Source organism: Luteococcus sp. H101, assembly GCF_038433155.1.
Classification (GTDB): Bacteria; Actinomycetota; Actinomycetes; order Propionibacteriales; family Propionibacteriaceae; genus Luteococcus.
In genome coordinates this window covers 15979-41247 of the sequence record NZ_JBCDMW010000010.1, presented here as the reverse complement: position 1 = coordinate 41247, position 25269 = coordinate 15979, and the positions used below count along the sequence as shown (strand labels likewise).

Sequence of the window (25269 nt, the reverse complement as noted above, 5' to 3'; positions counted from 1 at the left end):
ATCGGGCGGATGACGGATGATGGAATCCCAGGGTCACGCAGGGGAGATGGGCTCGAAGAGCATGACGAGCAGGTTCTCAGGGCCAATGAGGTAGCAGAGGTGCCACTCGTCGGCGTACCGAGCGACTTCGCCGCGCAGCCCGTAGCCCTGTTCCGCAAGTCGAACGACGTGACCTTCAAGGTTGGCGACCTGGAGTGACACTCGGTGCAGGCCCACAACGTTCGGGATGCCGCCCGTCGCTGCAGGGATGGGCGTGGGAGTGACGTATTGCTGCAGCTCGATCTGCGCGTCGGATTCGTCCGAGCCCAGCAGACAGATCCGGGACTCGACGTCGCGGAGCCCCAAGGTCAGGTCGACCCATGGCCCGTGAACCTGTGCTTCCCCCTTGACTTCGAGACCAAGTGCGACGAAGAAGTCGCGGACGAGCTCGAGGTCTTGAACGACGATGCCAACATTCTCAATGCGTGTGGCCATGTGCTTCTCCTGTTCAGCTCGGGTGCTCTCCACGCTAGGCCGTCTTCGCAGGGCATGGTTGTCCGAATGTGCTCAACCCATCATCGCGTGACACGGCGCCCGAGCGCGCTGATGGTCGGCCTCCCGACTCCTGGGGAGGCCGACCGGGAGTGCCAGTCAGGCTGAGGCAGTCAGTGCACGGCCTCGCTCGGGGAGCAGAGCTGGAAGCTGGCGCCCGTCGGGTCGGCGACGGTGGCGATCCGTCCGAAGGGCGAGTCCTCCGGCCCGTCGAGGAGCTTGCCGCCCATCCGCTGCACGGTCTCGACGGCCTGGTCGCAGCCGTCGACGGCGAAGTAGATCCGCCACCAGGACCCCTCTGACGCGGGCACGAAGCCGGCGGCATTGCAGATGCCGCTGGAGGCCTCGGCCTCGGGACCGTTGGTGACGTAGGTGGCCGCATCGGTCTGGGCACCGTCCTCCATCGGGGTCTCCATCGCGATGGGATCGAAGTCGAAGACGGCGGTGTAGAAGGCCTTGGCGGCCTCGAAGTCCTGGGTCATCAGTTCGAACCAGACCGGGGTGCCGGGCTGCCCGGTGAAGGCATAACCCTCGGTGTCCCCGGCCTGCCACATGGCGATGGTGGCTCCGGTCGGGTCCGCGATGGTGGCGCAGCGGCCTGCGGGGCCCACGTCGCTGGCGGGGAACAGGACGGTGGCGCCGTGGGCGGTGGCCAGGTCGAGTCGCTTGTCGACGTCGTCGACGGCAAGGAAGACATCCCAGGCGCTCTTCTGGTCGTCTGCGGGGGCGGGGACGCTGCCGTCGGTGGGGTAGTTGGCGAAGTCCATCATGCCGCCGACGAGTCCGCCGTCCTTGGTGATCATGTTGTAATGGCCGAAGTCGGCGCCGGCATCGTCGAACTGCCAGCCGAACAGTTCGGTATAGAAGGGCTTGACGCCCTCGAGGTCGGTGGTGCCGAGGTCCAGCCAGGTGGGGGTTCCGGTGGTGCGGGTCATGGTGTCCTCCATCGGTTGTCGGTGTTGACATCCCCAACGCTAGGCAGCGAGATCGGTCGATCTTTGTCCCGATGTGCTCACTTGGCCAGCGCCGGCAGGGCGCTCAGCAAGGGGATGTCGTCGACGCTGGCGCGGCGGAAGGTTAGCGTCACCGCGCCGGGCCGGGTGATGGGGGCGTCGTGTCGTGCGATGACGGGCCAGGCCGGGGCGAGTTCGTGCAGGTGGTCGTCGGATTCCTCGACGGCGAAGCCCAGCAGCCACGGCGCCCCGGGGTGCAGAGGCAGGCGGACCGGCTCGTCGTACTCACCCAGCTGTCCCGCGGCTGGGAGACCGATCGGGGCTGGGGTGGGGTACCACCCCAGCCAGAGCCGGCAGGTATCCTTGACTCCTTCGGGGAGCACCAGGGTGACTGCGACGGCTGGCTGGCCTGGGGCGCTCAGCGCGAACGGGGCCACGGCAGAGTGTTCCAGCTGCTGCGCCAGCTGCCGTAGGCGTGCGGGCGTGGTGCCCACCGTCGTCGCGAAACGACGAGTGAAGCTGGACAGCGAGTCGAATCCAACCTCCGCGGCCACGTCGATCACCGCGCAACTCTCGGAAAGCAGTAGTCGTTTGGCCGTCTCGATCCGGACAGCAGCAAGGTAGGCGCCGGGAGAGACACCAATCGAGGCCTTGAAGGCCCGGCTGAAGTGGTGGCGGCTGTAGCCGGCAGCATCGGCAAGGTCCTGCACGACGATGCCGTCGCAATGGTGTTCCTGGACAAGACGTGCGACCTGCTCGACGGACCGCGGCGGCAAGGTGGGCATCCGAATCTCGGGCACGTGGCACACGCTACCCGTCGGGAGCCCATCACGAGGGCCGGGCGAGATCATCACCAGAATTCGGCCGAACCGGCTGCCCGGCCACGCCGGGGAATTCCGCCCACCACCCTGGGGGCAGTCCCACCGACGGTGCGTGGCTCAGGCGCCGCTGACGCCGAGCTGCGCGCCGACCGTCGACTCGTCGGTCAACGCATCCAGTATGCAGGCCGCGACGTCGCCGCGGGCGATGCGTCCGCCCAAGGTGCCCGGCTGGTCATGCCGCAGGCTCTTCCACCGCCCGGTGGCAGGCTTGTTGGTCAGCCCCGCGGGCCGCACGATGGTCCACCGCAGCCCGGAGCCGCGCACCACGTCCTCCTGCGCGTTGTGGTCGGTCAGCGGCTGCTTGAGCATCACCGGGGTGATCTTGGCCAGCAGCCAGGGTAGTTGCGTGGCCGAGTCACCGGCCCCGAGCGAGGTCTGCACCACCAGCCGGTCGACGCCGGCCTGCTGCATGGCGGTGACCACGCTCCGGGTCACGTCGGTGCGTGCCCGTGGGGAATCCTTCGAGCCGCCGACGGTCACCACCACCGCGTCGGCACCGGTGACGGCCTGGCGAGCCACCTCCGGGTTGGTGGCGTCACCGGAAACCACGACGGCTCCCTCGGGCGCGGTTCCCGAGCGGGTGACCACCGTCACCTCGTGGCCCGCCGTGAGGGCTTGTTCGGCAAGCGCGCGTCCAGTGCCCTGTGATCCTCCGACGATGGTGATCTTCATGTTCTCTCCGTTCGGTGTGGTGAGTCCTTGCTGGAAGCAGCTGTGGTCTCGACGTTCCCTGCCCAACGAGTCGGTCACCCGGCGTACCGCGCCGACCACCCGACGTACACCGGGGTAGAGCGCACGACGCTGGTGGATCCACGGCCCGATGGCCTCGCGGTAGGGCGTGCGATCCGCAGCGGGCCCGAAGAGCCGGGCCTCCACCTGCTCGCTGGGCAGGTGCAGGCGAGCGGCAATGGCGTCGACGATGCGCAATACGACGTTGGCGCCCGAGCGGGCTGGATCGTTGCTGCCGATGTTGTCCTTCAGCGTCCAGGCGTACTCGCCCAGCGCGTCGAGATCGGGCAGCCGGGCCGCCTCGAAGTCGGCGAACCAGGATGCGGAACCCGTCGCGGCGTGCTCGGCCAGCAGGCAGGCGTCCTCCAGTCCGGAATTGACCCCTTCCCCGGTGGGCGGCAGGACACTGTGCGCGGCATCGCCCACCAGCAGCAGCCACTCGTCGAAGGCCAGCTGGTTGCAGACCACCACGGCGCCTCCGAAGGGCTTGCGCTGGAAGTAGGCGGCGTAGTCGTCGTGGTCCAGGAGGGGAGTGGCCAGCGGGGCGTGCTGCGCGACGTGCGACGCCAAGGCGCGGATGTTGGGCTCGCTCGCCTCGCTCGAGAGCAGCAGGCCTTCATTGGGGTCGCCCTCGATCGCGGTCAGCGCCACGCCCCAGACGCCGTCGGCCAGGGTCGAGGTGTAGATGCCCTTCGAGGCGAAGATGTGGTGCACGGCCGGATCGAGCCCGGGTGCGCCGGCCCCCGGCTGGGAGTAGGCCATCCGGAACCGGACACCCCAAGTGCCCTCCTTCGGTGTGAAACCCGGCACCTGCTCTGCGAGTGCACGACGCGCCGTCGACCAGACGCCGTCGGCGGCCAGAACCCGGGCGTCGGAGGCGTCGACGACCACCTCCATACCCTCGGGACGGGTGAAGGTGAGCGTGCGGTCTGCCAGGTCGAGCCCGGTCAGCTCATGGCCCGGCAGGTACTCGATGGACGGGTGCTGCTGGACCCGCTCCAGCAGGATGCGGGTCAGGAAGGCGCGGGTGGTTGCCACCAGCGTGCCGCTCTCCAATCGGGCCACCCGACGCGTGCCGTTGTAGATGTGGAAGGCTTCGACCACCTCACCGTTGTCCCGCAGCTCTTGCAGCAGGGCGGGATCGATACGGCGAAGTGCCTCCTGACCTCGCGGATTGACACCGATGGGGTAGCTGTTGGTGGCCGACAGATCCAGATCCTGCTTGGCCTCGTGGACGCTGACCCGGTGCCCCAGATCGGCCAGCAGCAGGGCCGAGGCGAGACCAACGGGGCCCGCTCCGAGCACGATGGTGCGGGTGGAAAGGTGGTCGGTCATGGCGCTCCCTCGTGGGTGGTCGGAGCCCAGTCAAGCACGCCGTTGACGTGACACAAGTGGCGACGGGGACACGGCCCGGCCGGAATGAGCGCCCCGCGACGGCAAGAAATGGCGAGTATGCCGGGGCTCGGCGCGCCTAGGCTCGTCGCATGCCATCAGCAACCCTGTCCGTCTGGGAGCCGCGCGTCGGGCTCGACACCCAGTCCGTCGTCGCGCTGTATGACTCGGTCGGCTGGACCGCCTACACCAGGGATCCGGAGCAGCTGATCACTGGCCTGCGCGGATCGCTGCGAGTGGTGCTGGCCCACGCGGACGGCACGCTGGTTGGCCTGGCGCGGGTGATCGGCGACGGCGCCACCATCTGCTACCTGCAGGACGTCCTGGTCCACCCGCAGGCACGACGTCAGGGCCTGGGGCGACGGCTGGTGCAGGAGGCCTTTGCGCCCTACACCCAGGTCCGCCAGCACGTGCTGATCACCGACGAGCAACCCGGGCAGAAGGCCTTCTACGAGTCCCTGGGCTTCACGCAGCTGGGCACCGCCCTGCCCGGGCGAGCCTTCGTGCGCTTCACCTGACCGACTTCCGAGGATCATTGGGCCGCTGACTGCTGGTGAGCTGTGCGGCCACTTGTTCCTTCGGCACGATGTGCGCCACCTGCCGGCCCGGCCGGGTCCTCGGAGTGGGTTGGCGATTCCATCGAGGGTCAAGAGGCGACTCCGCGTACCCCGAGGGGCCCGCACTCGTCGCCGCGGCCACGACGTGGCCCCGTGGTCCGTCCTGTGCTGCGCTGTGTGGATGAGACGTGGGGAGGGCTCTCGAGGACGAACACAACAAATGCGGCAGGTCAGTTGTCCAAGGGCCCCAAGAGGCGCTTGGACAACTGACCTGCCGCATTTGTTGTGGGTGCCCGGAGCAGCCCACTCCTGGAGCGGGGATCAGCCGGGCTCAGCGCACCGCCTCGCTGGGAAGCGGGCTGAAGGGCGGCCTCCGCTGGGTCCGTGAGGGCGGCGATCCGGCCGAGCATCTGGGGTCCATCGCCCGGGTTGCCCGGGTTGGGGCCGTGGTCCAGCCGGTGGTGAGCCAGTGAGGCCAGTGAGATGAGCTCTTGGAGAAGGGGACTCGTGGTGCCCGATGGGCCCCGACGGGTTGGTGGGTCAGCGGGCGGTCAGACGCCCATGGTGAGCACTTCCACGGTGCGGGCCAGGCCGTGCTCGCGACGGGCTGCGGCACCCACCGCCCGGGCCCGTGCGCCGTAGCCCTCAGCCCGGGGTCCCGTGGTCAGTTCGCTGACCAACCGGGCAAGGTCGGCCACGTCCAGCCGGTTGCGTCGCAGCCGGCCGGGCTCGGGGCCCAGCCCGAGCGCACGCAGCCGGGCGGCGTGGAAGGGCTGGTCCACGCCGAACGGCACGACGGCGGTGGGCCGTCCGCTGCGCAGCGCCTCGTGGGCGGTGCCGGAACCGCCGTGGTGAATGGTGGCACTGACCAGCCCGAACAGGTGCTCGAAGGGCGTCGGGCCAATCGCCAGCACGTCGTCGGACAGTGGCCCGGGCGCAATCGCGGGCGGGGCCAGGGTGACCAGCGGTCGGCCGGCGAGACGGGCCGCGGTGAGCAGGGCGTCCAGGTCCCGATCCTGGGTGAACTGGGTGAAGCTGCCGAATCCGACGAAGACCGGCCGACGCTCCAGGAAGCCCGCCAATTCCGCCGACGGGTTCCAGGCGGAAGGGGCGGGGGCCAGGTAGCCGGTCTGGCGCACGGAGGCTGGCCAGTCCGGCGCGGGCGGCACCAGCAGGGGGCTGGCGGCCAGGATGATTAGGTGCTGATCGGCCAACCGGGTGATGCTCCCGGAGCCCCGCCGGGGGAGCCCCACCCGGTGTCGCACCGCCGCGGTCAGCGCCGACCCCAGGGATGTGGACAGCTCCCAGCTGATGCGGGTGCCCCACCGGTCATAGGGCTGCCAGCCGGTGAAGTACTGCGGAGCCAGGAAGCTCTCCCGGTGCAGCGTCGGCAGCTGCCCGGTGTAGAGGACGGTGGCCAGTCGACAGCCGATCCCGGCGACACAGGCCATCGCCGCGCCGCGAGTCAGCACACCGGTCACCAGGGTGTCGCCCGGTTGAATCGCATCCAGCAACACGTCGGCCATCCGTGGGGCAACCTGCGCGGTCCAGCGCCGCAGCAGCAGGTACTGCCCGCCCAATGACCTGGTCAACAGATCCTGGGCGGGGCTGCGGTCCAGGGCGTCCTGCAGCCGGGCGTCGACGGGGATGAACTCGGCGCGGGGTGCCAGCGCCGTCACCAGTGGCTGGAACTCGGCCAGGGCCACCACTCGCGCCCGGTGCCCGGCGGCCGTGAGGGCACCGGCCAGGGTGGCCATCGGTTGGACGTCGCCCCGGGAGCCCAGGGCCAGCATCACGAACATGCCCTCAGGCTATCCGCGTCGGTTGGCCGCGACGGCTACCCGTCGGCGTGCTCCACGCACCGGGTGGACCATGGGCGGAATTCCAGCCGGGCTTCGCCGATCGGGCCCTGGCAGTCATCACACCGGCCGTAGGTGCCCTGGTCCAACTTCGCCTGGGCGCGCTCCACCTGGTCCAGCACCTCGGCCAGGGTGTGTGCGGTGGAGGCGTCCGCCATCTGCTGGATGGCCTGGGTGGTGCCCTCGCCGATCCGCTTGCCGAAGCCGATGGTGGCGCCGCCCTCGACCGGTCGGGTGAGCTCGGCGATCTGGGCTCGCAGTTCGGTGGCCTTTGCGCTCAGCTCCGCACGGGCGGTGGACTCGGTGAATGGCTGCTCGGACATCCACCGACCATAGCTCGTCGGCCGGAGTGCAGCGGCCGGTCGACCTGCGCGGATGAATCTGTTGCAGATTGCTTCGCGGGAAACGGGGCTCACAGCCGAAGGTTCGTCTGCCGGCTCCTGAGACTGCTCAGGTCCTCGTGTCGCGCCAGGTCGGCCAGGATCTCGTCGGGGGTCACCGGCCGCAGGTGCCAGGCGTCCAGCCCGACGTGTACCTGCAGGGACCCTTGGGTGGAGCGGGTGGTGCGCTCCTGGCCATGGGTGTGGCCGTGCACCGCGACGGCCCCGTTGTCCCGCAGCCGCCACTGCGCAAAACGGTCGTCGTTGGGGTGGAATCCCTCGTAGGAGAAGTGGGTGAGCAGCAGCCGGAAGCCGTCGTGCCGAATCTTGGCGTGCAGGTGGATCTGCTCGAAGGTCTCCCGCCAGGGCTCCCAGTCGGCCTGCCGGGCGTAGTACGGATGGATCGGGTCATGGTTGCCCAGCACCAGCCGCTTGCGGCCCGGCACCTGTTCCCGTAGCCTGCGCAGGCCCGCGGGCCGGTCCCCGAACACGATGTCGCCCAGGAACCACCACACCGTGTCCTCGGTGGCGCCCTCGGCCAGATTGCCGATGATCCGGTCATCGTGGGCAGCGACGTCGTCAAAACCCCGCAGGCCGGCCACCAGCCGATGCCCCAGATGGGTGTCCGAGGTGATCCTGATGTCGGCCATGGGCGCTTCCTTCGACGGCAGTGGGGCTCGCCTCCACGCTACTGGCCGGCCATCCATGCGACCAGCGAATTGGCGTCGCTGGACGGCTCGTCGGCATGGGGGGCGGGCGGGCCACGCCGCCAGCGGCCCGTCCGGCGATTCGTGCACGGCGACCCCGCCATTCACCCCGGTCGGCGTCCTTGGCAGTGGCATGGCTGATCCCCGCGCGACAGGGGTGTGGGCACACTTCACTGTGCCTGGCAGGGGTGATTGCTGCGGACTCGCTGGTGGGCGCCGGACGCCAATGCCGGCTGCCCCCGCCACGCGGGAGAATGGCGACGTGACCCGGGAGACCAGATGCTGACCGCCGCGCTGCGAGGTCTCTCCCGGGCCGTGACGGCGCTGGTCAAGGCCGTGTTGTGGCTGCTGCTGGTGCTGGTCTTCCTGCTGGTGGTGCTGGTGCCCTCGTCGGTCTGGACGGGGAGGACGGCGCCGGCTCCCAGCGCCGGCACCAAGCAGCCCCAGACCCCTTCCCCCAGCACGCCCGCCAAGGGTTCGGCCACCCCTTCCCCGGCTCCTTCCCCGGCTCCGCCGAAGCAGCCGTCGGGAATGTGGCGGCCGGGCTTCTCCGCCCTGCCGGTGGCCGCGTGGAATGAGCAGAACAAGAAGTCCGTGCTGGACTACTCGGGGGTGGACCAGGCCTCGCTCACGCTGGCCAACCAGATCAATGCGGCCGCCTTCCCGGCCCACGCCTGCAAACTGGCGGCTTCCAACGGCATCACCGCCCTGGAGCAGAATGCCGAGACCTACGCCAACTGCCTGCTGGACGCCTGGCGCCCGTGGTTGAAGCAGCACGGGGCGCAGAACCCGGCCAGGGTGAGCCTGCACCACTGCGGCCGGCCGGAGCGTTCGGGGGAGAAGTCCTGCCGGGAATCGGACGACTTCTTCGGCCGGGCCAATCCGGACAACGTGATCTACCTGGCTCCCCGCGCAACCCCGGGCCGCTACGGGGACCTGGCCATCGAGTTCGTGGTGGCCCATGAACTGGGCCACATCCTGCAATTCCATGTCCGGCCCGCGGGCGGCGGGGAGCGGGCGCTCATCCTGGGGATCGCGGAGGCGGACAACCTGCGGCTCTCCCGACGGGCCGAGCTCCAGGTGGAGTGCATGTCGGTGGCGATGGTGGCCAGGTCCAGCCAGCGCAGCGGGGTGCAGCAGGCCGCACTGGACAGCGTGTTCGGGTCCGACGCCGAGCACTGGGACCTGAAATCCCATCGCTTCTGGACCCAGCAGGCCGCCAAGGGCCGGGTTGGGGAGTGCAATGCCAACCTGGCCACCGATGACCTGGTGGCCTACCGCGGGGAGGGCTGAGATGGCTCGTGCGAGGAGGACCGCCGCGGCGCTGGCCGCGATCCTGCTGGCCACCGGCCTGCAGGCGGGCTGCGTCATCGTGCCCGACGCCCTGCTGCCGGACCCGACGGAGCCCGGCCCGTCGACGGCCGGACCCAGCGGGGCCGCGAGCCCGCCGGCCCAGGCCCCCACCACGAAGCCCACCGGCCCGGTCGCTCCCTACCGCCCCGCCTTCAAGACCCTGCGCTTCGGCCCCGATGACGGCCGGGGAAGCCCGGAGGTGGACTACTCCGGCATTGATCTGGAGAGCCAACAGCTGGCCCGGGACCTGAGGCAGGCCCGCTTCCCGGCCCATTCGTGCCGGCCGCCGGTGATTGGCCTCACCAGCTATGCCGCCATCGAACGTCGCAGCGAGGCCTATGCCAACTGCCTGCTGGACGCCTGGCGGCCATGGCTGGCCGCCCACGGGGCCATCGAGCCCACCCGGGTCAGGCTGCACCACTGCGGCCTGAAGGAGAACTTCACCAGCGCCGACTGCACCGGCAAGGAGGGGGTCACCTGGAACCCCACCACCGGCGTCTTCCATCTCCACGACGGATTTGACCTGTGGGGCAGGAAACCCGGGGACATCACCGCCCAGTTGGGCCGGATGGTGGCCGGCGTCCTGCAGGAACAGGTGCATGTCCGGGCCGGCCAGGACGTCCTCACCATGGGCGTCGAGGACCAACCCGCACCGTGGAGCCGACGACGGGAGCTGCAGGCCGAATGCCTGTCCGCGGGGATGGCCAGCGCCGCCAAGGATCCCGCTGCGCGCCGCATGGTGGCGCAACGCAGCTACTACGACGCGGGGGAGTTGTACTGGGATGCGGCGGCGCAGAAGTACTGGCACCAGCGCGGGGTGAAAGAGTCCGTCGTGGGGGAGTGCGACGCGGTGGTGGCGGCCCCGGAACTGGTCGGCTACCGCGGCCGGTAGCCGCTGATTGGCCGCTGCCCGCGCGGATCGGCTAGACTTCACGAGCCCCTCAGGTGCGCTGCGGATGTAGCTCAATGGTAGAGCCCTAGTCTTCCAAACTAGCTACGCGGGTTCGATTCCCGTCATCCGCTCGGTCACAGGGCCCGGTCACACCGGGCCCTGTTTGCATTCCCCGGTCCTTTCCGTCGGCCCGGCAATTGCGCGTCGGTTTGCCAGCGCCACCATGCTCGCTACGATTGGGCGGTCTGCCATTTGCGCAAAATCTGACGATCAGGAGAACCTGTGCCCAGCACTGTTGAGCAGCTCAGCCCGTCCCGGGTGAAGCTCACCATTGACATGCCCTTCGAGGAACTGAAGCCGAGCCTGGACAAGGCCTATGCGGAGATCGCCCAGCAGGTGACCATCCCCGGCTTCCGCAAGGGCAAGGTTCCCGCGGCCATCATCGACCAGCGCTTCGGGCGCGGCATGGTGCTGCAGGAGGCCATCAACGACGCCCTGCCCAATGCCTACGGCCAGGCCGTGGTGGAGCACGAGCTGGTCCCGCTGGGCCAGCCGGAGATCGACGTCACCAACCTGGAGGACGGCAAGAACGTCCAGTTCACCGCCGAGGTTGACGTGCGTCCCGCCTTCGACCTGCCGGCCTTCGACGACATCTCCGTCGAGGTGGACCCGATCGAGGTCAATGACGACGACTTCAACCAGCGCCTCGACATGCTGCGTGAGCGCTTCGCCACCAACACCGACGTGGAGCGCGCCGCCCAGACCGGTGACCTGGTCACCGTCGACCTGGAGGGTTCGCAGAATGGTGAGGTCCTGGAGGACGCCACCGCCGAGGGCATCCAGTACAAGGTGGGCTCCGGCGGCATGCTGGAGGGCATGGACGAGGCGATCATCGGCCTGAAGGCCGGCGAGAGCAAGACCTTCACCTCCCAGCTGCTGGGCGGCGGCCACAAGGACGAACAGGCCGACATCAAGGTGACCGTCACCAAGGTGCAGGAGCAGGAGCTGCCCGAGGTGGATGACGAGTTCGCCCAGATGATCAGCCAGTTCGACACGGCCGACGAGATGCGCGCCGACATGCGCAGCACCCTGGAGAACATGGCCCGCCTGGAGCAGGCCGCCGATGCCCGGGACAAGGTGCTGGAGGCCGTGATTGCCAAGACCGATTTCGAGCTGCCGAAGAACCTCGTCGACGCCGAGATCCAGGCCCGCAAGGACCAGGTCAACCAGCAGCTGGCCGCCGCCGGCCTGAGCGTCGAGCAGTACCTGGCCGACGCCGAGGACGAGACTGCGGAGACCGAGGACGAGTTCTGGGCCGAGATCGAGAAGCGTTCCATGGACGCCCTCAAGGCGCAGATCGTGCTGGACAAGCTGGCCGACGACGAGGAGTTCGAGGTGGGCCAGGAGGAGCTCACCCAGATGATCTTCACCAAGGCGCAGCAGAACAACACCTCGCCCGAGCAGGAAATCCAGCACATGCAGGAGCACAACCACCTGCCCGAGTGGATGCAGGAGATTCGTCGCTCCAAGGCGCTGGCCAAGATGGTCAACGAGGCCAGCATCGCCGACACCGCCGGCGCGACGGTCGACCTGACCAAGATGGGCCCCGACGGCGCCCTGATTGAGTCCGACGAGGACGACGAGGCCGAGGCCAAGCCGGCCAAGAAGGCCCCCGCCAAGAAGGCTCCGGCCAAGAAGGCCGCCGCCAAGCCGGCCGACGAGGCCCCGGCCGAGGAGAAGGCCGACGAGGCCGACGCCGAGGCCAAGCCCGCTGCCAAGAAGACGGCCGCCAAGAAGGCCCCGGCCAAGAAGACCGCCGCCAAGAAGGCCGCCCCGGCGGAGGACAAGGCCGACGAGGCCGACGCCGAGCCCGCCAAGAAGGCCCCCGCCAAGAAGACGGCCGCCAAGAAGGCTCCGGCCAAGAAGACCGCCGCCAAGAAGGCCGCCCCCACTGCCGACAAGGCGGAGGACAAGACCGACGAGGCCCCCGAGGCCTGACCGGCAGCAAGACATAGACTGGGCGCCGCGCAACCGCGCGGCGCCCAGTTCGTTGTCGCCGCCCGCACCTCCCAGGAGTCCCTCGTGTTCGAGAAGCTGCAACGCCGGGTCCGCCAGGCATCACGGCCCCATCCCAGCGTTCTGCGGCAGGTCTCGGCCGATCGTCCGCTGGGCCCGGAGACGCCGGAAGAGGCCGCCCGTCGCGTCACGGACCGCTCCGCGGCCCGGCATCGCGTCGTGGTGCACGAGCAGGAGCCCCACTCTCCGCTGACCCCGGCCCGCACGGAGCCCGGGGCGGGCCAGTGGTCCGCCCAGCGGCAACGCTCGATGCCGCGCATCGTGCTGGTGATGCTGGGCCTGGCGGCGGCGCTGGTGGCGCTGCGGGAACTGCAGGACCTGGCCAGCCTGGTGGCGCCCGTCTTCTTCGCCCTGAACCTGATGATCACCGCCTATCCGTTGCAGCGGGTGCTGGTGCGGATCGGGGCGCCCCGCTGGCTGGGCTCGATCCTGGCCGGGCTGGCGGTGCTGTTGGCGCTGGGCCTGATCCTGTTCGGGCTGAGCTATGGCGTCGCCGCCATGGTGGGGGAGCTGCCCAAGTACACCGACCAGTTCACCGCGCTCTACGAGCAGACGCTGGGCCTGCTGGCCCGGCTGGGCTTCGACGAGACGGTGCTGGTGAAGGCCCTGAAGGGAATCGACCCCAACAGCGTGATCAGCGTCGTCACCGGGGTGCTGAGCAATGCCAGCGGGGTGGCGACCCTGATGGTGGTGATCCTGACCACGCTGATCTTCATGGTGATGGACGCCATCCAGATCGAGGACCGGATGGCCGCCGCCGCCCGAACCCACCCCGGCCTGGTGCACGGCCTGGAACTGTTCGCCCAGGGCATCCGCAAGTACTGGCTGGTCAGCACCGTCTTCGGCCTGGTGGTGGCGGTGGTGGACTATGTCATCCTGATCGGCGTCGGGGTGCCGCTGGCGCTGGTCTGGGCGCTGTTCAGCTTCCTGACCAACTACATCCCCAACATCGGCTTCTTCATCGGCGTGATCCCGCCGGCCCTCCTGGCGCTGGTGGAAGGCGGCTGGAAGCCGGCCGTGATCGTCGTGGTGGCCTACAGCGTGGTGAACTTCGTCATCCAGTCCATCATCCAGCCTCGGGTGGCCGGTGACGCGGTGGGCCTGACCCCCACGCTGTCCTTCCTCTCGCTGCTGCTGTGGGGCTATGTCTTCGGCGGCCTGGGGGCCCTGATCGCGCTGCCGCTCTCCCTGCTGGTGAAGGCGCTCTTGGTGGACATCGACAATGACGCCCGGTGGGCCAACACCCTGATCTCGTCGCGGATCAGCGACGGGGAGCCACTGCCCGCGCCGGCTACACCAGAAGGTGTGTAAACGCCAACAGCGAACACCCTGTGGCCATCGTTGTTTTGGCGCCATCTGAGGGTAGGTTGCAGGGGTGAACGAAATTGCAACTGACCCCACCCCGCGCGCCGCAGCCGGCGTCGGCGGTGGCTTCGGGATGACCGACAATGTCTACCAGGCCCTCCTGGCCAACCGGATCGTCTTCCTTGGCGACGAGGTGAAGGACGAGAACGCCAATGCCATCTGCGCGCAGCTGCTGCTGCTGAACGCGGAGGACCCGGACAAGGACATCTACCTCTACATCAATTCCCCCGGCGGCTCGGTGACCGCAGGCATGGCGATCTTCGACACCATGCAGTGGATCAGCAATGACGTGGCCACCGTGGCCATGGGCCTGGCCGCCTCCATGGGCCAGTTCCTGCTGAGCGCCGGCACCAAGGGCAAGCGCTACGCCCTGCCGCACAGCCGGATCATGATGCACCAGCCGTCGGGCGGCATCGGCGGCACGGCCTCCGACATCCGGATCCAGGCCGAGCAGTCGCTGCACATCAAGAAGCAGATGGCCGAGTTGATCAGTGAGCACACCGGTCAGCCGCTGGAGCAGATCGAGGCGGACTCGGACCGCGACCGTTGGTTCACCGCGCAGCAGGCGCTGGACTACGGCTTCATCGATCACGTCTACGAGCGCGCGTCGCAGATCACCGCCGACGCCCCGAACCAGTGAGGACCGCCATGACCATGCCCCAGATGAACATGCCGGCCATGCCGGGTGGGCTGGCCCCGGCCGGCCCGTCGATGGAGTACTACATCCCGCAGTGGGAGGAGCGCACCTCCTACGGCATGCGCCGGGTGGATCCGTACACCAAACTCTTCGAGGAGCGGATCATCTTCCTCGGCACCCCGATCAGCGACGACATCGCCAATGCGGTGATGGCGCAGCTGCTGTGCCTGCAGCAGATGGACTCCGAGCGGCCGATCAGCATCTACCTGAACAGCCCCGGCGGCTCGTTCACGGCCCTGACCGCCATCTACGACACCATGCGCTACATCAAGCCCGACGTGCAGACCGTCTGCCTCGGCCAGGCCGCCTCGGCCGCGGCCGTGCTGCTGGCTGCCGGCACCAAGGGCCGTCGGATGGCACTGCCCAACTCCCGGATCCTGATCCATCAGCCCGCCACCGAGGGCACCTACGGGCAGAGCTCGGACCTGGAGATCCAGGCCAACGAGATCCTGCGCATCCGCAGCCTGATGGAGAACATGCTGGCCGCCGACACCGGGCAGAGCATCGAGAAGATCAGCCGGGACATCGAGCGCGACAAGTTCCTGACCGCCGAGGAGGCCGTCGAATACGGCATCGTCGACGACATCCTGACCTCGCTGAAGGACCCCGACTGACGACACCCCGGGTTCCACCCCGCGACCTCACGCGGGGTGGAACCCGGCCCGGTTAGGGTTGGTCAAGAGTTGAAAGGAAAGTCGCATGGCACGCATCGGGGAATCGGGTGACCTGTTCACCTGCTCCTTCTGTGGCAAGAGCCAGAAGCAGGTCAAGAAGCTGATCGCCGGCTCTGGCGTGTACATCTGTGACGAGTGCATCGATCTGTGCAATGAGATCATCGAGGAGGAGTTCAGCCAGGGCAGCGACGTCGGCCTGCTGGACGACCTCCCCAAGCCGACGGAGATCCGGGACTTCCTGAACTCCTATGTGATCGGCCAGGACGATGCCAAGAAGACCTTGGCCGTGGCCGTCTACAACCACTACAAGCGGGTTCAGGCCGCGGCCGGGATCGCCCCCACCCGTCGTTCTGCCGACGATGACGGGGTGGAGCTGGGCAAGTCCAACATCCTGATGATCGGCCCGACGGGCTGCGGCAAGACCTACCTGGCCCAGACCCTGGCCAAGATGCTCAACGTGCCCTTCGCGATGGCCGACGCCACCGCCCTGACCGAGGCCGGTTATGTGGGCGAGGACGTGGAGAACATCCTGCTCAAGCTGATCCAGGCCGCCGACTTCGACGTGAAGAAGGCCGAGACCGGCATCATCTACATCGACGAGATCGACAAGGTGGCCCGCAAGAGCGAGAACCCGTCGATCACCCGCGACGTCTCCGGTGAGGGCGTCCAGCAGGCGCTGCTGAAGATCCTGGAGGGCACGGTGGCGTCGGTGCCGCCACAGGGTGGCCGCAAGCACCCGCACCAGGAGTTCATCCAGATCGACACCACCAATGTGCTGTTCATCGTCGGTGGCGCTTTTGCCGGGCTGGACGACATCATCAATGACCGGATCGGCAAGCGCCCGCTGGGCTTCAACACCAGCCCTGCCGCGCGCGAGGAGATCGCCGATCCGTTCAGCCAGGTCTCGCCCGAGGACCTGCACAAGTTCGGCCTGATCCCGGAGTTCATCGGCCGCCTGCCAATGGTGGCCAGCGTCAGCCCGCTGGACAAGCAGGCACTGACCCGGATCCTCACAGAGCCCCGCAACGCCCTGGTCAAGCAGTACCGCAAGATGTTCGAGCTGGACGGGGTGCAGCTGGAGTTCACCGACGACGCCGTGGAGGCAGTGGCGAACAAGGCGCTGGAGCGTGGCACCGGTGCCCGTGGTCTGCGGGCCATCCTGGAGGAGACCCTGCTGGACGTGATGTTCGAGGTGCCCAGCCAGGAGGCGATCAGCCAGGTGGTGGTGACCGGGGCCTGCGTCCGCGGTGAGGCCCCGCCCACTCTGGTGGCCCGGAACAAGAACCGCCTCAGCGCCTGATCTGCCGGCAACAGGGTCCCACCCACGGCGGCCGAGCTTGTCGAGGCCCTCGGTGTAGTTGTACGGGTCAGCTCGTCGTCGGACCGGTAGCCTCTTGCGCTGCGTCTCGTCGACGCTCGCTCGCTCGCGTCTCCTCGCGGAACCGCGCTGCGAGGCTCCCGGACCCGACGACGAACCTCACCACGGTCCCAAGCATGTGGCAGGGACCAATCACGGCGGCCGAGCTTGTCGAGGCCCTGGGTGCAGTTGTACGGGTCGGCTCGTCGTCGGGCCGGTAGCCTCTTGCGCTGCGTCTCGTCGACGCTCGCTCGCTCGCGTCTCCTCGCGGAACCGCGCTGCGAGGCTCCGGACCGACGACGTGCCTCACCGAACAGGACTCGACCACGGCGCCCGAGCTAGTCTGGCGGCATGTCCAACAAGCCCGTCGTGACCCTGCCCACCCCCGAACTGCTTGAGCGTCTGGAACCCTTGCTGGGAACCGAAGCCGAGTTGCACGTGTGGCCGATGGACGGCCCGTCGGGGCTGGGACACATTGATCTGGCCGTGCAGCCGTACATGTCCCCGGCCACGGTGCTGGACGTCCTGCAGGGGGAGGACGTGGCGGCGGTGCAGGCCCAGTCGCTCGGCTTCGACAATGTGAACCGCCACCTGCCCGAGGGTGTCAGCTACAGCAATGCCGTCGGTGTGCACGAGGGGGCGACGGCCGAACTCACCCTGGCCCTGGTGTTGGCGGCGCAGCGGGACCTGCACATCCACCTGGCGGACCAGCCGTCGGGGCAGTGGAATCAACGCTTCGCGCCCGGTCTGCTGGGGCTGACGGTCCTGGTGGTCGGGGTCGGGGGAGTGGGCACCGCCATCGTCAAGCGGCTGGAGCCCTTCGAGTGCACCGTCGTCCGCTCCGCGTCCCGGGCCCGCACCGACGACATGGGCGAGGTGCATGGCCCCGAGGACCTGCCCCGGCTGGTCTCGGAGGCCGACATCGTGATCCTGGGGGCCCCGCTGACGGAGCAGACCCGCGGGATGTTCGACGAGCAACTGATCGGCCAGATGAAGCAGGGGGCCCTGCTGGTCAACATCGGGCGTGGTCCGCTGGTGGACACCGACGCCATGACCGCAGCCGCCCAGACCGGCCGGATCCGGGTGGCCCTGGACGTGGTGGATCCCGAGCCGCTGCCCAGTGACCACCCGCTGTGGCGTACCCCCGGGGTGCTGATCACCCCGCACGTCGGGGGCCGGTCCACCAGCATGGAAGACCGGGTGGTTGACCTGCTGGTGGGTCAGGTGAACCGCCTGCGGGCTGGTGAGCCGTTGGCCCACCGCGTCCTGTGACGATGCGCTGATTGACGCCGCTCCGACCGAGCTCGTTGGCCCGTCGGATCAGTGTGCCGTGTCCGGGCCGGGCTTGCGTTCCGACGTGGTGCGCGAGCCGCGGAAGACGACGAACCGCATCATGGTGTACATGAAGGCCGCCTCTGCGGTGGCGGCCACCAGCCGGGCCAGCTGGAACTGCACCCCGAGCCCGTGCAGCAGCTTGGACAGCCCCAGCACCAGACAGGTGTAGTTGATCACCACCACCACGACGTAGCGGACCAGCTCCCCACCCACCTTGGAGTGGGACTCGAAGTTGAAGGCACGGTTCAACAGATAGGCCAGGCCGAGCGCGATGATGTAGCCCGTGCTCACCGAGAAGCCGTAGGGGATGTGCAGCACCCGGTAGCAGAGGGTGAGCAGCGCCATGTCGGTGGAGAAGGTGAAGGCGTTGATCAACACATAGCCCACCAGGGTGGCGGGTATCACCCGCTGCAGCGGGGCGGGCAGGATGCCCCAGATCCCGTCGCGAAGCCGGTCAAAACGCCGGCGCCACGGGCCGACGGCTGGCGTCGATGGCACCGGTGTGATCACGTCGCCGAGTCTACCCGGACGGGGGGATGGACCCGCCGGGGTGACGTCTGGGGCGGCGAGGGGCTCTCAGTGCTCGCCGTCGGCGGCCGCCTCGCGTGCCTCGCCCTCCTCCGGCGCCTCCCCGTCCTGCTTCAGCCAGGGCCGGTCCTCGTGGACCACGCCGCGGGTGGTTCCGCGATAACCGTGCTGGTCCATGGCGACCTCGTCACGGGCGGTGCCCCGGTAGTCCTCCTGGTCCAGCTCCACGTCCTGCCGGTTGGTGTCATTCCAGGTGTCCTGATTGGCCTGGGTGTGGTCCTGCGGGTGTTCGCTCATGCTGGTCTCCCTTCACGTCCGCCGACGCTGGCGGTGTTTGCACGACGTCCACGCTAGCCGCCGGCACCGACAGCCACCGGGGCGGGGGAGCAATTCGTCGCGCGGAGTGCCTCAGGCACCACATGGGCCGAGGCCCCGAACCATGTGGTTCGGGGCCTCGGCTCCAGATCATCCGGGCGGCTGAGCCGCCGGCAGAAGGACTCAGTGCTTGTCGCGCAGGTCATCCACCTTGTTCTCGATCTTGTCCTTCAGCGACGGGTCGCGGAACTGCTCGTCGCGGTCGGTGCGCACGCCGTCGCCCTCAACCTGGATCTGCTCCTTGGCCACGTTCTCGGTCACGGTGCGGTTCTCGGTGACCTTCTCGGTGCCGACGCTGACCTTTTCCACGCCCACGGTCTCCTTGGAGACGACGGGGCGCTCCTCGTGCAGCACGACCTCGGTCTCGCCCTCGGCCAGCTGGCCATCGGAGACGACGTCGCCGTCCTTGATGGGGGTGCGCTCGACGCGCAGCTCCTCGTGGCTCACCGGCACCTGCACGCTCTGCTGCTCGTTGACGACGTGCTTGCGGATCCGGACGCGGCCGGACTCCACCTGCTCCTTGCCAACATTCAGGCGCTCCTCGTGACGGACCACATCGCCATCGGCCAGGTTGTCCTCACGGCCGACGCGGTCGGCGCGAGCGGCGTCCAGATTGGCCACGCCACCGGCGGTGACGTCACGGTCAACGACCTGCTCGGTGCGACGGTCGGCGTCGTAACCGGCGACGGCCTCCTGCTCGATGGAGTAGTAGCGGTACAGCTCCTGCTCCTCGGCCTCGGTGATGTGGCCCTCGGGATCGATGCTGGGGGCACCCTTGATCTGGTCCTTGGTGTAGGGGACACGGATCTCACCGTTGGCGATCTGCTCGCCGCGCAGCGGGACGAAGGTCTCCTTCATGCCGAACAGACCGGTCTTGACGGTGACCCACTCGGGGCGGCCGGTGGCGTCGTCGAGGTAGACCTGGCCGACGTCGCCGACCTTCTGGCCCTCGGAATCGATCACGGTGCCGTAGTACCGGTCGAAGTCGTTCACGTCGTTGGTGCGGTCGAACTGGTTGTTCTCAGTCATGGGTATTTCTCCTTCTGGCTTGCAGCCATTGAGGATTCGCTTACCGGACACCATTCACGCTAGGGCCAGAATCGGGCCACTGACAAGCGATTTCGCTCAGAGGCGGAAAGCCTTGGCTGTCAGCGAAAATAGGTGGCAAAGCGACCCACAATTCACCGATCTGTGCCTTCGCGTGGCGCGGCCTGTGCGTCAGCTGGCCGCCGGCACACCGCCGGGTCACGGCATGGGTGCGGCGCGAGTATGCTCGTCCGGGCTCCGTGCGAAAGACTGGAGCCGAAGAGCAATCAAGGGGAGTAGATGCCGGTCAGGGACAGCGGGGATTTCGTCGATCAAGTGAGTGCGGTCAAGGCCTGGGCACAGGCGGCCCATGAGCTGCTGGTGGAGACCGCCGCGGCCCAGCAGAGCATCGAGTACACCAAGCTCGCGCGCCTGGTGCAGCAGCGCTCGGGGATCAACACCAAGCAGCCCACGGCCAAGTGGATCGCACCGCTGCTGGGGATGATCGCCCGCAAGTGCGATGCGGAGAACCTGCCCTTGCTGACCGCGCTGGCCACCCGTCGCGACGGCAGTGTGGGCCAGGCCTATGACGAGATCCTCCGGCTCGCCCGGATCCCGGTGGACTTCGAGGATCGCGAGGAGCACGCCGCCGACCAGCGCGAGGCCTGCTACCGCCGCTGGCGAGGGGCGGTGGCGTCCCCGTCGGCTGCTCCGGGCGCCTCGTCGTCCCCCGCCCCGGCGCGCAAGCCCGTCGTGGTGGGCACGGCGCCGGCCGCCAAGAAGACGACGGTGGGACGCGCCGCCAAGAAGGAGCCGCTGCAGGGCAACAGCTGCCCGCGCTGCTTCATGCAGATGTCCCTGACCGGCGTCTGCGACAACTGCGACTGACGCCGGCCGGGGATCATCCATCCCGGCGGCGGTGACCCGGCCACCCACGTCACCCCACCGGCAGGATCACTCCACCGGCAGCCAGCGGCCGCCCGCCCGGCGCAGCACCCAGTGCCTCCCGATCCGGGCCACCTGGTCGACCGCCTCCCGGGCCGCCTCGGTGGCCATCAGCGCCAGCTGCACCTCCTCGTCATCCGAGGAATCGGGAACCGTGAACCGCACCGTGATCCGGGCGGTTCCGGCCACCACGTCCACCTGCCGGTCATCGACGTGGAAGTTTTCCTGTACCGCCGCGACGGCCCCGTCCAGCACCGCCTCGGGTGGGTTGCCGGGGCGCAGACCAAGGATCTCGAACTGGGCACGGTAGGAAGGCATGGGCCGAGTCTAGGCAACCGCCGATCAACTCCGCCCGACGTACCGTGGGCGGACCGACAGCATTCCATGGCTCTACGGCGCCGAGTTCCATGTCTCGGCCGGTGACGGCTGTCACCAGGCCCGGGCTGGCAGCCAGAACCCCGCGCCGGCGGTCGGATAGCCTTGGCTGGTGAGCCCTACCAACCAGTCAGTTCCGCCCTCCGAGGCGGCGGCCGCAGCCCGCACCGCCACCCTGCTGGTGTTCGCGATGAATGGCATGCTGTTCGCCTCCTGGGCCTCACGGATCCCCGAGGTCAAGCAGGCCTTGGAACTTAGCGCGGGGCAGTTGGGTGTGGTGCTGCTGGCCGTCTCGGTTGGCTCCCTAATCGGGCTGCCGCTCAGCGGCCGGATTGCCCATCGGCTGGGTGCCGGGCGGGCCGTGCTGACCGGGTGTGGCATCGCCGCCGTCGGGATCGGCCTGGCCGCCCTGGGGATCGACCTGTTGGCCTCCCGGGAGGTGCTGATGGCCGGGCTCTTCCTGGTGGGGCTGGGCATGGGGCTGTGGGATGTCTCGATGAACTTGGAGGGCACCGCCGTTGAACGCGCCCTGGGCCGGGCCATCATGCCGTGGTTCCATGCCGCCTTCAGCGGGGGCACCGTGCTGGCGGCCCTGCTGGGGGCCGGGCTCAGCGCCGCCCGGGTGCCGGTCTGGCTGCACCTGGTGGTGGCGATGCTGGTGTGCGTCGGGGTGTGCGTCTGGCAGGTGCGCCACTACCTGCCCACGCAGTACCAGCCAGAGCCCGACGCGGCAGCAGCGACGACGGGTGCCCCGCCGGGATCCGCGTGGACCGAGCCCCGCACCCTGCTGGTGGGCGTGGTGGTGCTGGCCGCGGCCTTCACGGAGGGCACCGCCAATGACTGGCTGGCCGTGGCCTTCGTCGAGGGGCACCACCTGCCGCACTGGGCGGGGGTGCTGGCCCTGGCCGTCTTCCTCACCTTCATGACCGCGGGGCGGGTGCTGGGCACCGGGCTGCTGGACCGCCACGGCCGGGTGCCGGTGCTGCGCGCCATGCTGGCCCTGGCGGCGGCCGGCTGTGCGCTGGTGGTCTTCGGTGACGCGACGGTGGCCTTCCTGGGCGCCATGTTGTGGGGCGTCGGGGCCTCCCTGGGCTTTCCGGTGGGAATCTCCGCCGCGGCGGACGATCCCGTGCACGCCGCGCGCCGGATCAGCGTGGTGTCCACCATCGGCTACACCGCCTTCCTGGGCGGCCCGCCGGTGCTCGGCTGGTTGGGCGACCACACCGGCGTGCTGCACGCCCTGCTGGCGGTGGGGGTGATGCTGGTGCTGGCCTTCTTCGTGACGCCGGCCGCGGCACCCCAGGCGGCCCCGGCGCGCAGCGCCGAGGACCCGGTTCCCAGCCAGAGCTGAGACTCAGGACCCCAACCGTTCCCCGGTCCAGGCCAGTACCGCCAGCACCGCGAGGCTGGCCAGCAGCAGGACGAAGGACAGCCCCACCGCCAGCGCCAGGTTTGACTCGAAACCGATGAAGATGGCCAGCGGCATGGTCTGGGTCACTTCCTCCCGGTTGCCGGCGAAGAAGATCGTCGCGCCGAACTCGCCCAGCGCCCGGGCCCAGGCCAGCACCAGCCCACTGAGCAGGGCTCGCTGGGCTCCCGGAACCATGATGTGCCAGAACAACTGCAGCTCCCCGGCCCCGTCGACGCCGGCGGCCTCCCGCACCTCCGGCTCGACCTCGGCGAAGCCCACCCGGGCTGCCCTCACGAAGAAGGGTCCGGCGACGAAGACCTGGGAGAGCACCACGGCGGTGGTGGTGAAGGGCAGGGTGATGCCCAGCAGTGCCAGTGGCCGGCCCAACCATCCGTTGCGGCCGAAGACCTCCAGCATTGCGATGCCCGCCACCATCGGAGGCAGCACAATCGGGAGGTCCACCAGCAGTTCCACCACTCGTCGCCCCGGGAAGGGCCGTCGGGCCAGCAGGTAGGCCAGCGGGGTGCCGGTGAGCACCACCGCCAGCATGCTGGCCGCCGTCGTCGCCAGCGAGAGCCGGACCGCGGCATGCACCGCGGGATCGGCCAGCTGGTTGGCCAGATCCCCGGTCAGCGCCACCCAGACCAGGCCTGCCACCGGGACGGCCAACAGCGCCAGCAGCAGCGCTGCCGGGCCGACGAAGGGCCACAGGTCACGGGCTCGGGTCACTGGGTGCTCTCGGGAGTGGGTCTGGCTGTTGGACGGGGTAGGCGGCGGAGTGGAGTCAGGGAGCCGGCGGCAGGAAGCCCGCGTCGTCCAGCACCTTCTTGCCCGCGCCGGAGGCCAGGAAGTCCAGGAAGGCCTTGCCGCCGACGGCATTCTTGCCGGCGGTCACCGTGGCGGCGGACAGCGGCAACATCGCGTTCAGCGGGTCCGGGATGTCCACCGTGGTCAAGCCCTTCTTCTCGGCCGGCAGGTCGGTGATGAACACCACGCCGGCGTCGGCGACGCCCTGCTGCACCTTGGTGACGATCGGCTGCACCCCCATCTCCCGGGAGACCACATTGGCCATCACCTTGGCGGTGAATCCGGGCTGGCCGGCCTCGATCTTGGCGAAGGACTTGGCGGTCACCTTCCAGATCGGCAGGGTCTCGGCGCCCAGCAGCACCGTGGTGCCGGGCTTGGCCAGGTCCTCGACGGCAGCCACCTTCCCGGGATTGTCCGGGGCAACCACCACCACCAGCTTGGTGCGGCCCAACTGCGTGACCGAGTCCTTGGCCACCAGGCCCTTCTGGGCCGTGGTCTTCATGTCATCCGGGTTGGCGGCGATCCACACGTCGGGCGTGGCGCCCTTGGCCAGCTGCTCCCGCTGGATCGGGGTGTGACCCACCTCGAAGGTGGCCTTGCCCAGCCCGGCCGCGGCGAAGGCCTCGGCCAGCTTCTTGGTCTGGGCAGCCAAGGCGCCGGGGGCGTAGACCACGACGTCGCCGCTGCTGGACGCTCCACCGGACGCGTCCGGCGCGGTGGAGGCGGGGGTGCCGGCGTCCTTTCCACAGGCGGCCAACGGAAGGACGGCAAGGGTGGCGAGCACCCGACGACGGGTCAACATGTCGATTCTCTGCTCCTGACAGGACGACGGACTACACGGTGTTGCCCAGTAGTCGTCGCCCGAGGAGGGAAAGTTCCCGCTCAGACCGCTTCTGCCGCCACGGCATCCTCTGCGTCACCGCAGGCCACCACCAGCTCCTGACGGGCCCGAGCCACCCGGGAGCGAATGGTGCCAATCCGCACCCCGCACACTTCGGCAGCCTGCTCATAGCTGAAGCCCAGCAGCTGGGTGAGGACGAAGGCCTCGCGTCGTTCCGGGCTCAGCGTCTGGAAGAGCGCGGCGGCCTCCACCAGCACCAGGGCGTCGTCCTCGGCCCCGGCGTGGGCCGTGAGCCACTCTGGCGAATATGGGCTCTGTGGACGGGCAATCTCGCGTCGCACCTTGTCGGCCACCACCCGACGGGCGATGGTCAGCAGCCAGGCCCGGGCGGGGGAGCGGCCCTCGAAGCTGGGCAGCGAATCCATGGCGCGCAGATAGGTGTCCTGGGTGAGGTCGTCGGCGGCCTGGGTGCCCGCCAGGTGTGCGATGAAGCGCCACACGTCGCCCTGGGTGAGCCGGATGAACTCCCCGAGTGCCGGACGGTCGCCGGAGCCGGCCCGCAGCGCCAGGGCGGTCACCCGCTCGTCCAGCTCTGCCCGCCCCGGGGGCCCGACTCTGTTCAGCACGGGCTCACCATATCGTCACGTCGGGTTGGGTTAGTGTTCTGCCATGGAGATGTGCTGGCAGCCGGAGCGCTGGCGGGCTTCCCTGTCGGCGGTGCTCGACGGGGAGGACCCGGAGATTCCGCGGGTCGAGCTGGAGGCCCACCTGGCCCAGTGCCCCGCCTGTGACGAGTGGTTCCGGCAAGCCGAGGAGCAGCAGCGGCTGCTGCGCAGCGCCGGTGGCCCGGTCAAGGACCTCACCGCGCACCTGATCGGGGTGACGGAGGCGCACATCTGCAGCTGCCACACCGGCGGCCCGTGCGAGTGCACCAATTGCGTGTGCCCCACCTGCACCTGTCAACAGCAGGCCAGCTGAGGGGTGGGCAGGGGCCGGCCGAGGCCCCGAGCTGTCGCAACCCCGCGGTCTGCGAGCTGTCGCCACCACGGCGGCCGAGCCTGCTGAGGGGTCTGCGTGAAGGGTCCCGCTCGGGTCCGGCCTCCCACCGCGGCCAACCACCCCTCGCTCGTTCCCCGCTCGGGGGCAGACCCATCCACGGCCGCGGCCGGGAGCCGGCTCCCGAACCGGAACGGTCCTGCTGCGGTGGTATTTCCTCGCCTGAC

26 protein-coding genes and 1 tRNA gene are annotated in these 25269 nt (G+C 69.1%); 13 read left to right on the top strand and 14 right to left on the bottom strand.

Translation table 11 applies throughout. From position 1 onward, the window contains the following. Positions 1-33: 33 nt before the first annotated feature. From AAEX60_RS03285 to AAEX60_RS03270, 4 genes are all read right to left on the bottom strand, one after another. Complete coding sequence (locus AAEX60_RS03285; RefSeq protein WP_342101203.1) at positions 34-474, bottom strand: VOC family protein; 441 nt, start codon at positions 472-474, stop codon at positions 34-36. Between the two features lie 170 nt (positions 475-644). Beyond that, the gene (locus AAEX60_RS03280; protein ID WP_342101202.1) at positions 645-1466 is read right to left on the bottom strand and encodes a VOC family protein; all 822 of its coding nucleotides are present in this window, start codon (positions 1464-1466) and stop codon (positions 645-647) included. A 77-nt stretch (positions 1467-1543) separates the two neighbouring features. Then, entirely contained in the window at positions 1544-2284 is a 741-nt protein-coding gene (locus AAEX60_RS03275) for a helix-turn-helix transcriptional regulator (protein ID WP_342101201.1), read from the bottom strand. A gap of 138 nt (positions 2285-2422) precedes the next feature. Continuing rightward, positions 2423-4429, bottom strand: a complete 2007-nt coding sequence (locus tag AAEX60_RS03270; protein WP_342101199.1) for an NAD(P)H-binding protein — start codon at positions 4427-4429, stop codon at positions 2423-2425. Between the two features lie 149 nt (positions 4430-4578). Here AAEX60_RS03270 and AAEX60_RS03265 point away from each other — a divergent pair, with 149 nt between their 5' ends. Then, the gene (locus tag AAEX60_RS03265; protein WP_342101198.1) at positions 4579-5004 is read left to right on the top strand and encodes a GNAT family N-acetyltransferase; all 426 of its coding nucleotides are present in this window, start codon (positions 4579-4581) and stop codon (positions 5002-5004) included. 590 nt (positions 5005-5594) lie between these two features. On the opposite strand, the gene AAEX60_RS03260 is transcribed toward AAEX60_RS03265, so the two are convergent. The 3 genes from AAEX60_RS03260 to AAEX60_RS03250 form a co-directional block, all read right to left on the bottom strand. Next, a complete protein-coding gene (locus AAEX60_RS03260) occupies positions 5595-6845 on the bottom strand; it encodes a glycosyltransferase (protein ID WP_342101197.1) in 1251 nt (416 codons plus the stop codon). 35 nt (positions 6846-6880) lie between these two features. Beyond that, complete coding sequence (locus tag AAEX60_RS03255; protein WP_342101196.1) at positions 6881-7225, bottom strand: TraR/DksA family transcriptional regulator; 345 nt, start codon at positions 7223-7225, stop codon at positions 6881-6883. An 89-nt stretch (positions 7226-7314) separates the two neighbouring features. Continuing rightward, on the bottom strand, positions 7315-7932 hold the full coding sequence (locus AAEX60_RS03250; protein ID WP_342101195.1) for a metallophosphoesterase family protein: 618 nt from the start codon (positions 7930-7932) through the stop codon (positions 7315-7317). 336 nt (positions 7933-8268) lie between these two features. On the opposite strand from AAEX60_RS03250, the gene AAEX60_RS03245 reads away from it, so the two are divergent. From AAEX60_RS03245 to AAEX60_RS03205, 9 genes are all read left to right on the top strand, one after another. Beyond that, entirely contained in the window at positions 8269-9282 is a 1014-nt protein-coding gene (locus AAEX60_RS03245; protein ID WP_342101194.1) for a hypothetical protein, read from the top strand. Position 9283: 1 nt separating this feature from the next. Next, entirely contained in the window at positions 9284-10234 is a 951-nt protein-coding gene (locus tag AAEX60_RS03240; RefSeq protein ID WP_342101193.1) for a hypothetical protein, read from the top strand. Positions 10235-10294: 60 nt separating this feature from the next. Then, a tRNA-Gly gene (locus tag AAEX60_RS03235) sits at positions 10295-10365 on the top strand. Between the two features lie 151 nt (positions 10366-10516). Next, positions 10517-12232, top strand: coding sequence for a trigger factor (tig, locus tag AAEX60_RS03230; protein ID WP_342101192.1), 1716 nt, complete (start codon positions 10517-10519; stop codon positions 12230-12232). 84 nt (positions 12233-12316) lie between these two features. Beyond that, complete coding sequence (locus AAEX60_RS03225; protein ID WP_342101191.1) at positions 12317-13621, top strand: AI-2E family transporter; 1305 nt, start codon at positions 12317-12319, stop codon at positions 13619-13621. Positions 13622-13748: 127 nt separating this feature from the next. After that, positions 13749-14315 (top strand): ATP-dependent Clp protease proteolytic subunit, encoded by a 567-nt coding sequence (locus tag AAEX60_RS03220; RefSeq protein WP_342101260.1) that lies wholly within the window; start codon positions 13749-13751, stop codon positions 14313-14315. Between the two features lie 8 nt (positions 14316-14323). Then, positions 14324-14986: an ATP-dependent Clp protease proteolytic subunit gene (locus AAEX60_RS03215; protein WP_446721244.1), complete on the top strand. Its 663-nt coding sequence runs from the start codon at positions 14324-14326 to the stop codon at positions 14984-14986. 85 nt (positions 14987-15071) lie between these two features. Continuing rightward, entirely contained in the window at positions 15072-16346 is a 1275-nt protein-coding gene (gene clpX / locus AAEX60_RS03210; RefSeq protein ID WP_342101190.1) for an ATP-dependent Clp protease ATP-binding subunit ClpX, read from the top strand. 408 nt (positions 16347-16754) lie between these two features. Next, positions 16755-17675, top strand: a complete 921-nt coding sequence (locus AAEX60_RS03205; RefSeq protein ID WP_342101189.1) for an NAD(P)-dependent oxidoreductase — start codon at positions 16755-16757, stop codon at positions 17673-17675. 48 nt (positions 17676-17723) lie between these two features. Here AAEX60_RS03205 and AAEX60_RS03200 read toward each other — a convergent pair whose 3' ends face one another. The 3 genes from AAEX60_RS03200 to AAEX60_RS03190 form a co-directional block, all read right to left on the bottom strand. Beyond that, positions 17724-18248 (bottom strand): GtrA family protein, encoded by a 525-nt coding sequence (locus AAEX60_RS03200; RefSeq protein ID WP_342101188.1) that lies wholly within the window; start codon positions 18246-18248, stop codon positions 17724-17726. A 66-nt stretch (positions 18249-18314) separates the two neighbouring features. Next, positions 18315-18563 carry a hypothetical protein gene (locus tag AAEX60_RS03195; protein ID WP_342101187.1) on the bottom strand — a complete coding sequence of 83 codons (249 nt, stop codon included), beginning with the start codon at positions 18561-18563 and terminating at the stop codon, positions 18315-18317. Positions 18564-18764: 201 nt separating this feature from the next. Further along, positions 18765-19670 carry a PRC and DUF2382 domain-containing protein gene (locus tag AAEX60_RS03190; protein ID WP_342101185.1) on the bottom strand — a complete coding sequence of 302 codons (906 nt, stop codon included), beginning with the start codon at positions 19668-19670 and terminating at the stop codon, positions 18765-18767. 333 nt (positions 19671-20003) lie between these two features. Here AAEX60_RS03190 and AAEX60_RS03185 point away from each other — a divergent pair, with 333 nt between their 5' ends. Beyond that, positions 20004-20555, top strand: coding sequence for a hypothetical protein (locus tag AAEX60_RS03185; protein ID WP_342101184.1), 552 nt, complete (start codon positions 20004-20006; stop codon positions 20553-20555). A 66-nt stretch (positions 20556-20621) separates the two neighbouring features. Here the strand turns inward: AAEX60_RS03185 and AAEX60_RS03180 are convergent, their stop codons facing one another. Next, on the bottom strand, positions 20622-20930 hold the full coding sequence (locus AAEX60_RS03180; RefSeq protein WP_342101183.1) for a hypothetical protein: 309 nt from the start codon (positions 20928-20930) through the stop codon (positions 20622-20624). Between the two features lie 169 nt (positions 20931-21099). On the opposite strand from AAEX60_RS03180, the gene AAEX60_RS03175 reads away from it, so the two are divergent. Then, a complete protein-coding gene (locus AAEX60_RS03175) occupies positions 21100-22338 on the top strand; it encodes an MFS transporter (protein ID WP_342101181.1) in 1239 nt (412 codons plus the stop codon). A gap of 3 nt (positions 22339-22341) precedes the next feature. On the opposite strand, the gene AAEX60_RS03170 is transcribed toward AAEX60_RS03175, so the two are convergent. The 3 genes from AAEX60_RS03170 to AAEX60_RS03160 all read right to left on the bottom strand — a co-directional run bounded on the left by AAEX60_RS03170 (position 22342) and on the right by AAEX60_RS03160 (position 24672). Then, a complete protein-coding gene (locus AAEX60_RS03170) occupies positions 22342-23127 on the bottom strand; it encodes an ABC transporter permease (protein ID WP_342101179.1) in 786 nt (261 codons plus the stop codon). Between the two features lie 55 nt (positions 23128-23182). Continuing rightward, entirely contained in the window at positions 23183-24007 is an 825-nt protein-coding gene (modA, locus tag AAEX60_RS03165; protein WP_342101178.1) for a molybdate ABC transporter substrate-binding protein, read from the bottom strand. 80 nt (positions 24008-24087) lie between these two features. Further along, positions 24088-24672: a sigma-70 family RNA polymerase sigma factor gene (locus tag AAEX60_RS03160; protein WP_342101177.1), complete on the bottom strand. Its 585-nt coding sequence runs from the start codon at positions 24670-24672 to the stop codon at positions 24088-24090. 43 nt (positions 24673-24715) lie between these two features. Here AAEX60_RS03160 and AAEX60_RS03155 point away from each other — a divergent pair, with 43 nt between their 5' ends. Then, positions 24716-25024, top strand: coding sequence for a zf-HC2 domain-containing protein (locus AAEX60_RS03155; RefSeq protein ID WP_342101176.1), 309 nt, complete (start codon positions 24716-24718; stop codon positions 25022-25024). Positions 25025-25269: the final 245 nt, after the last annotated feature.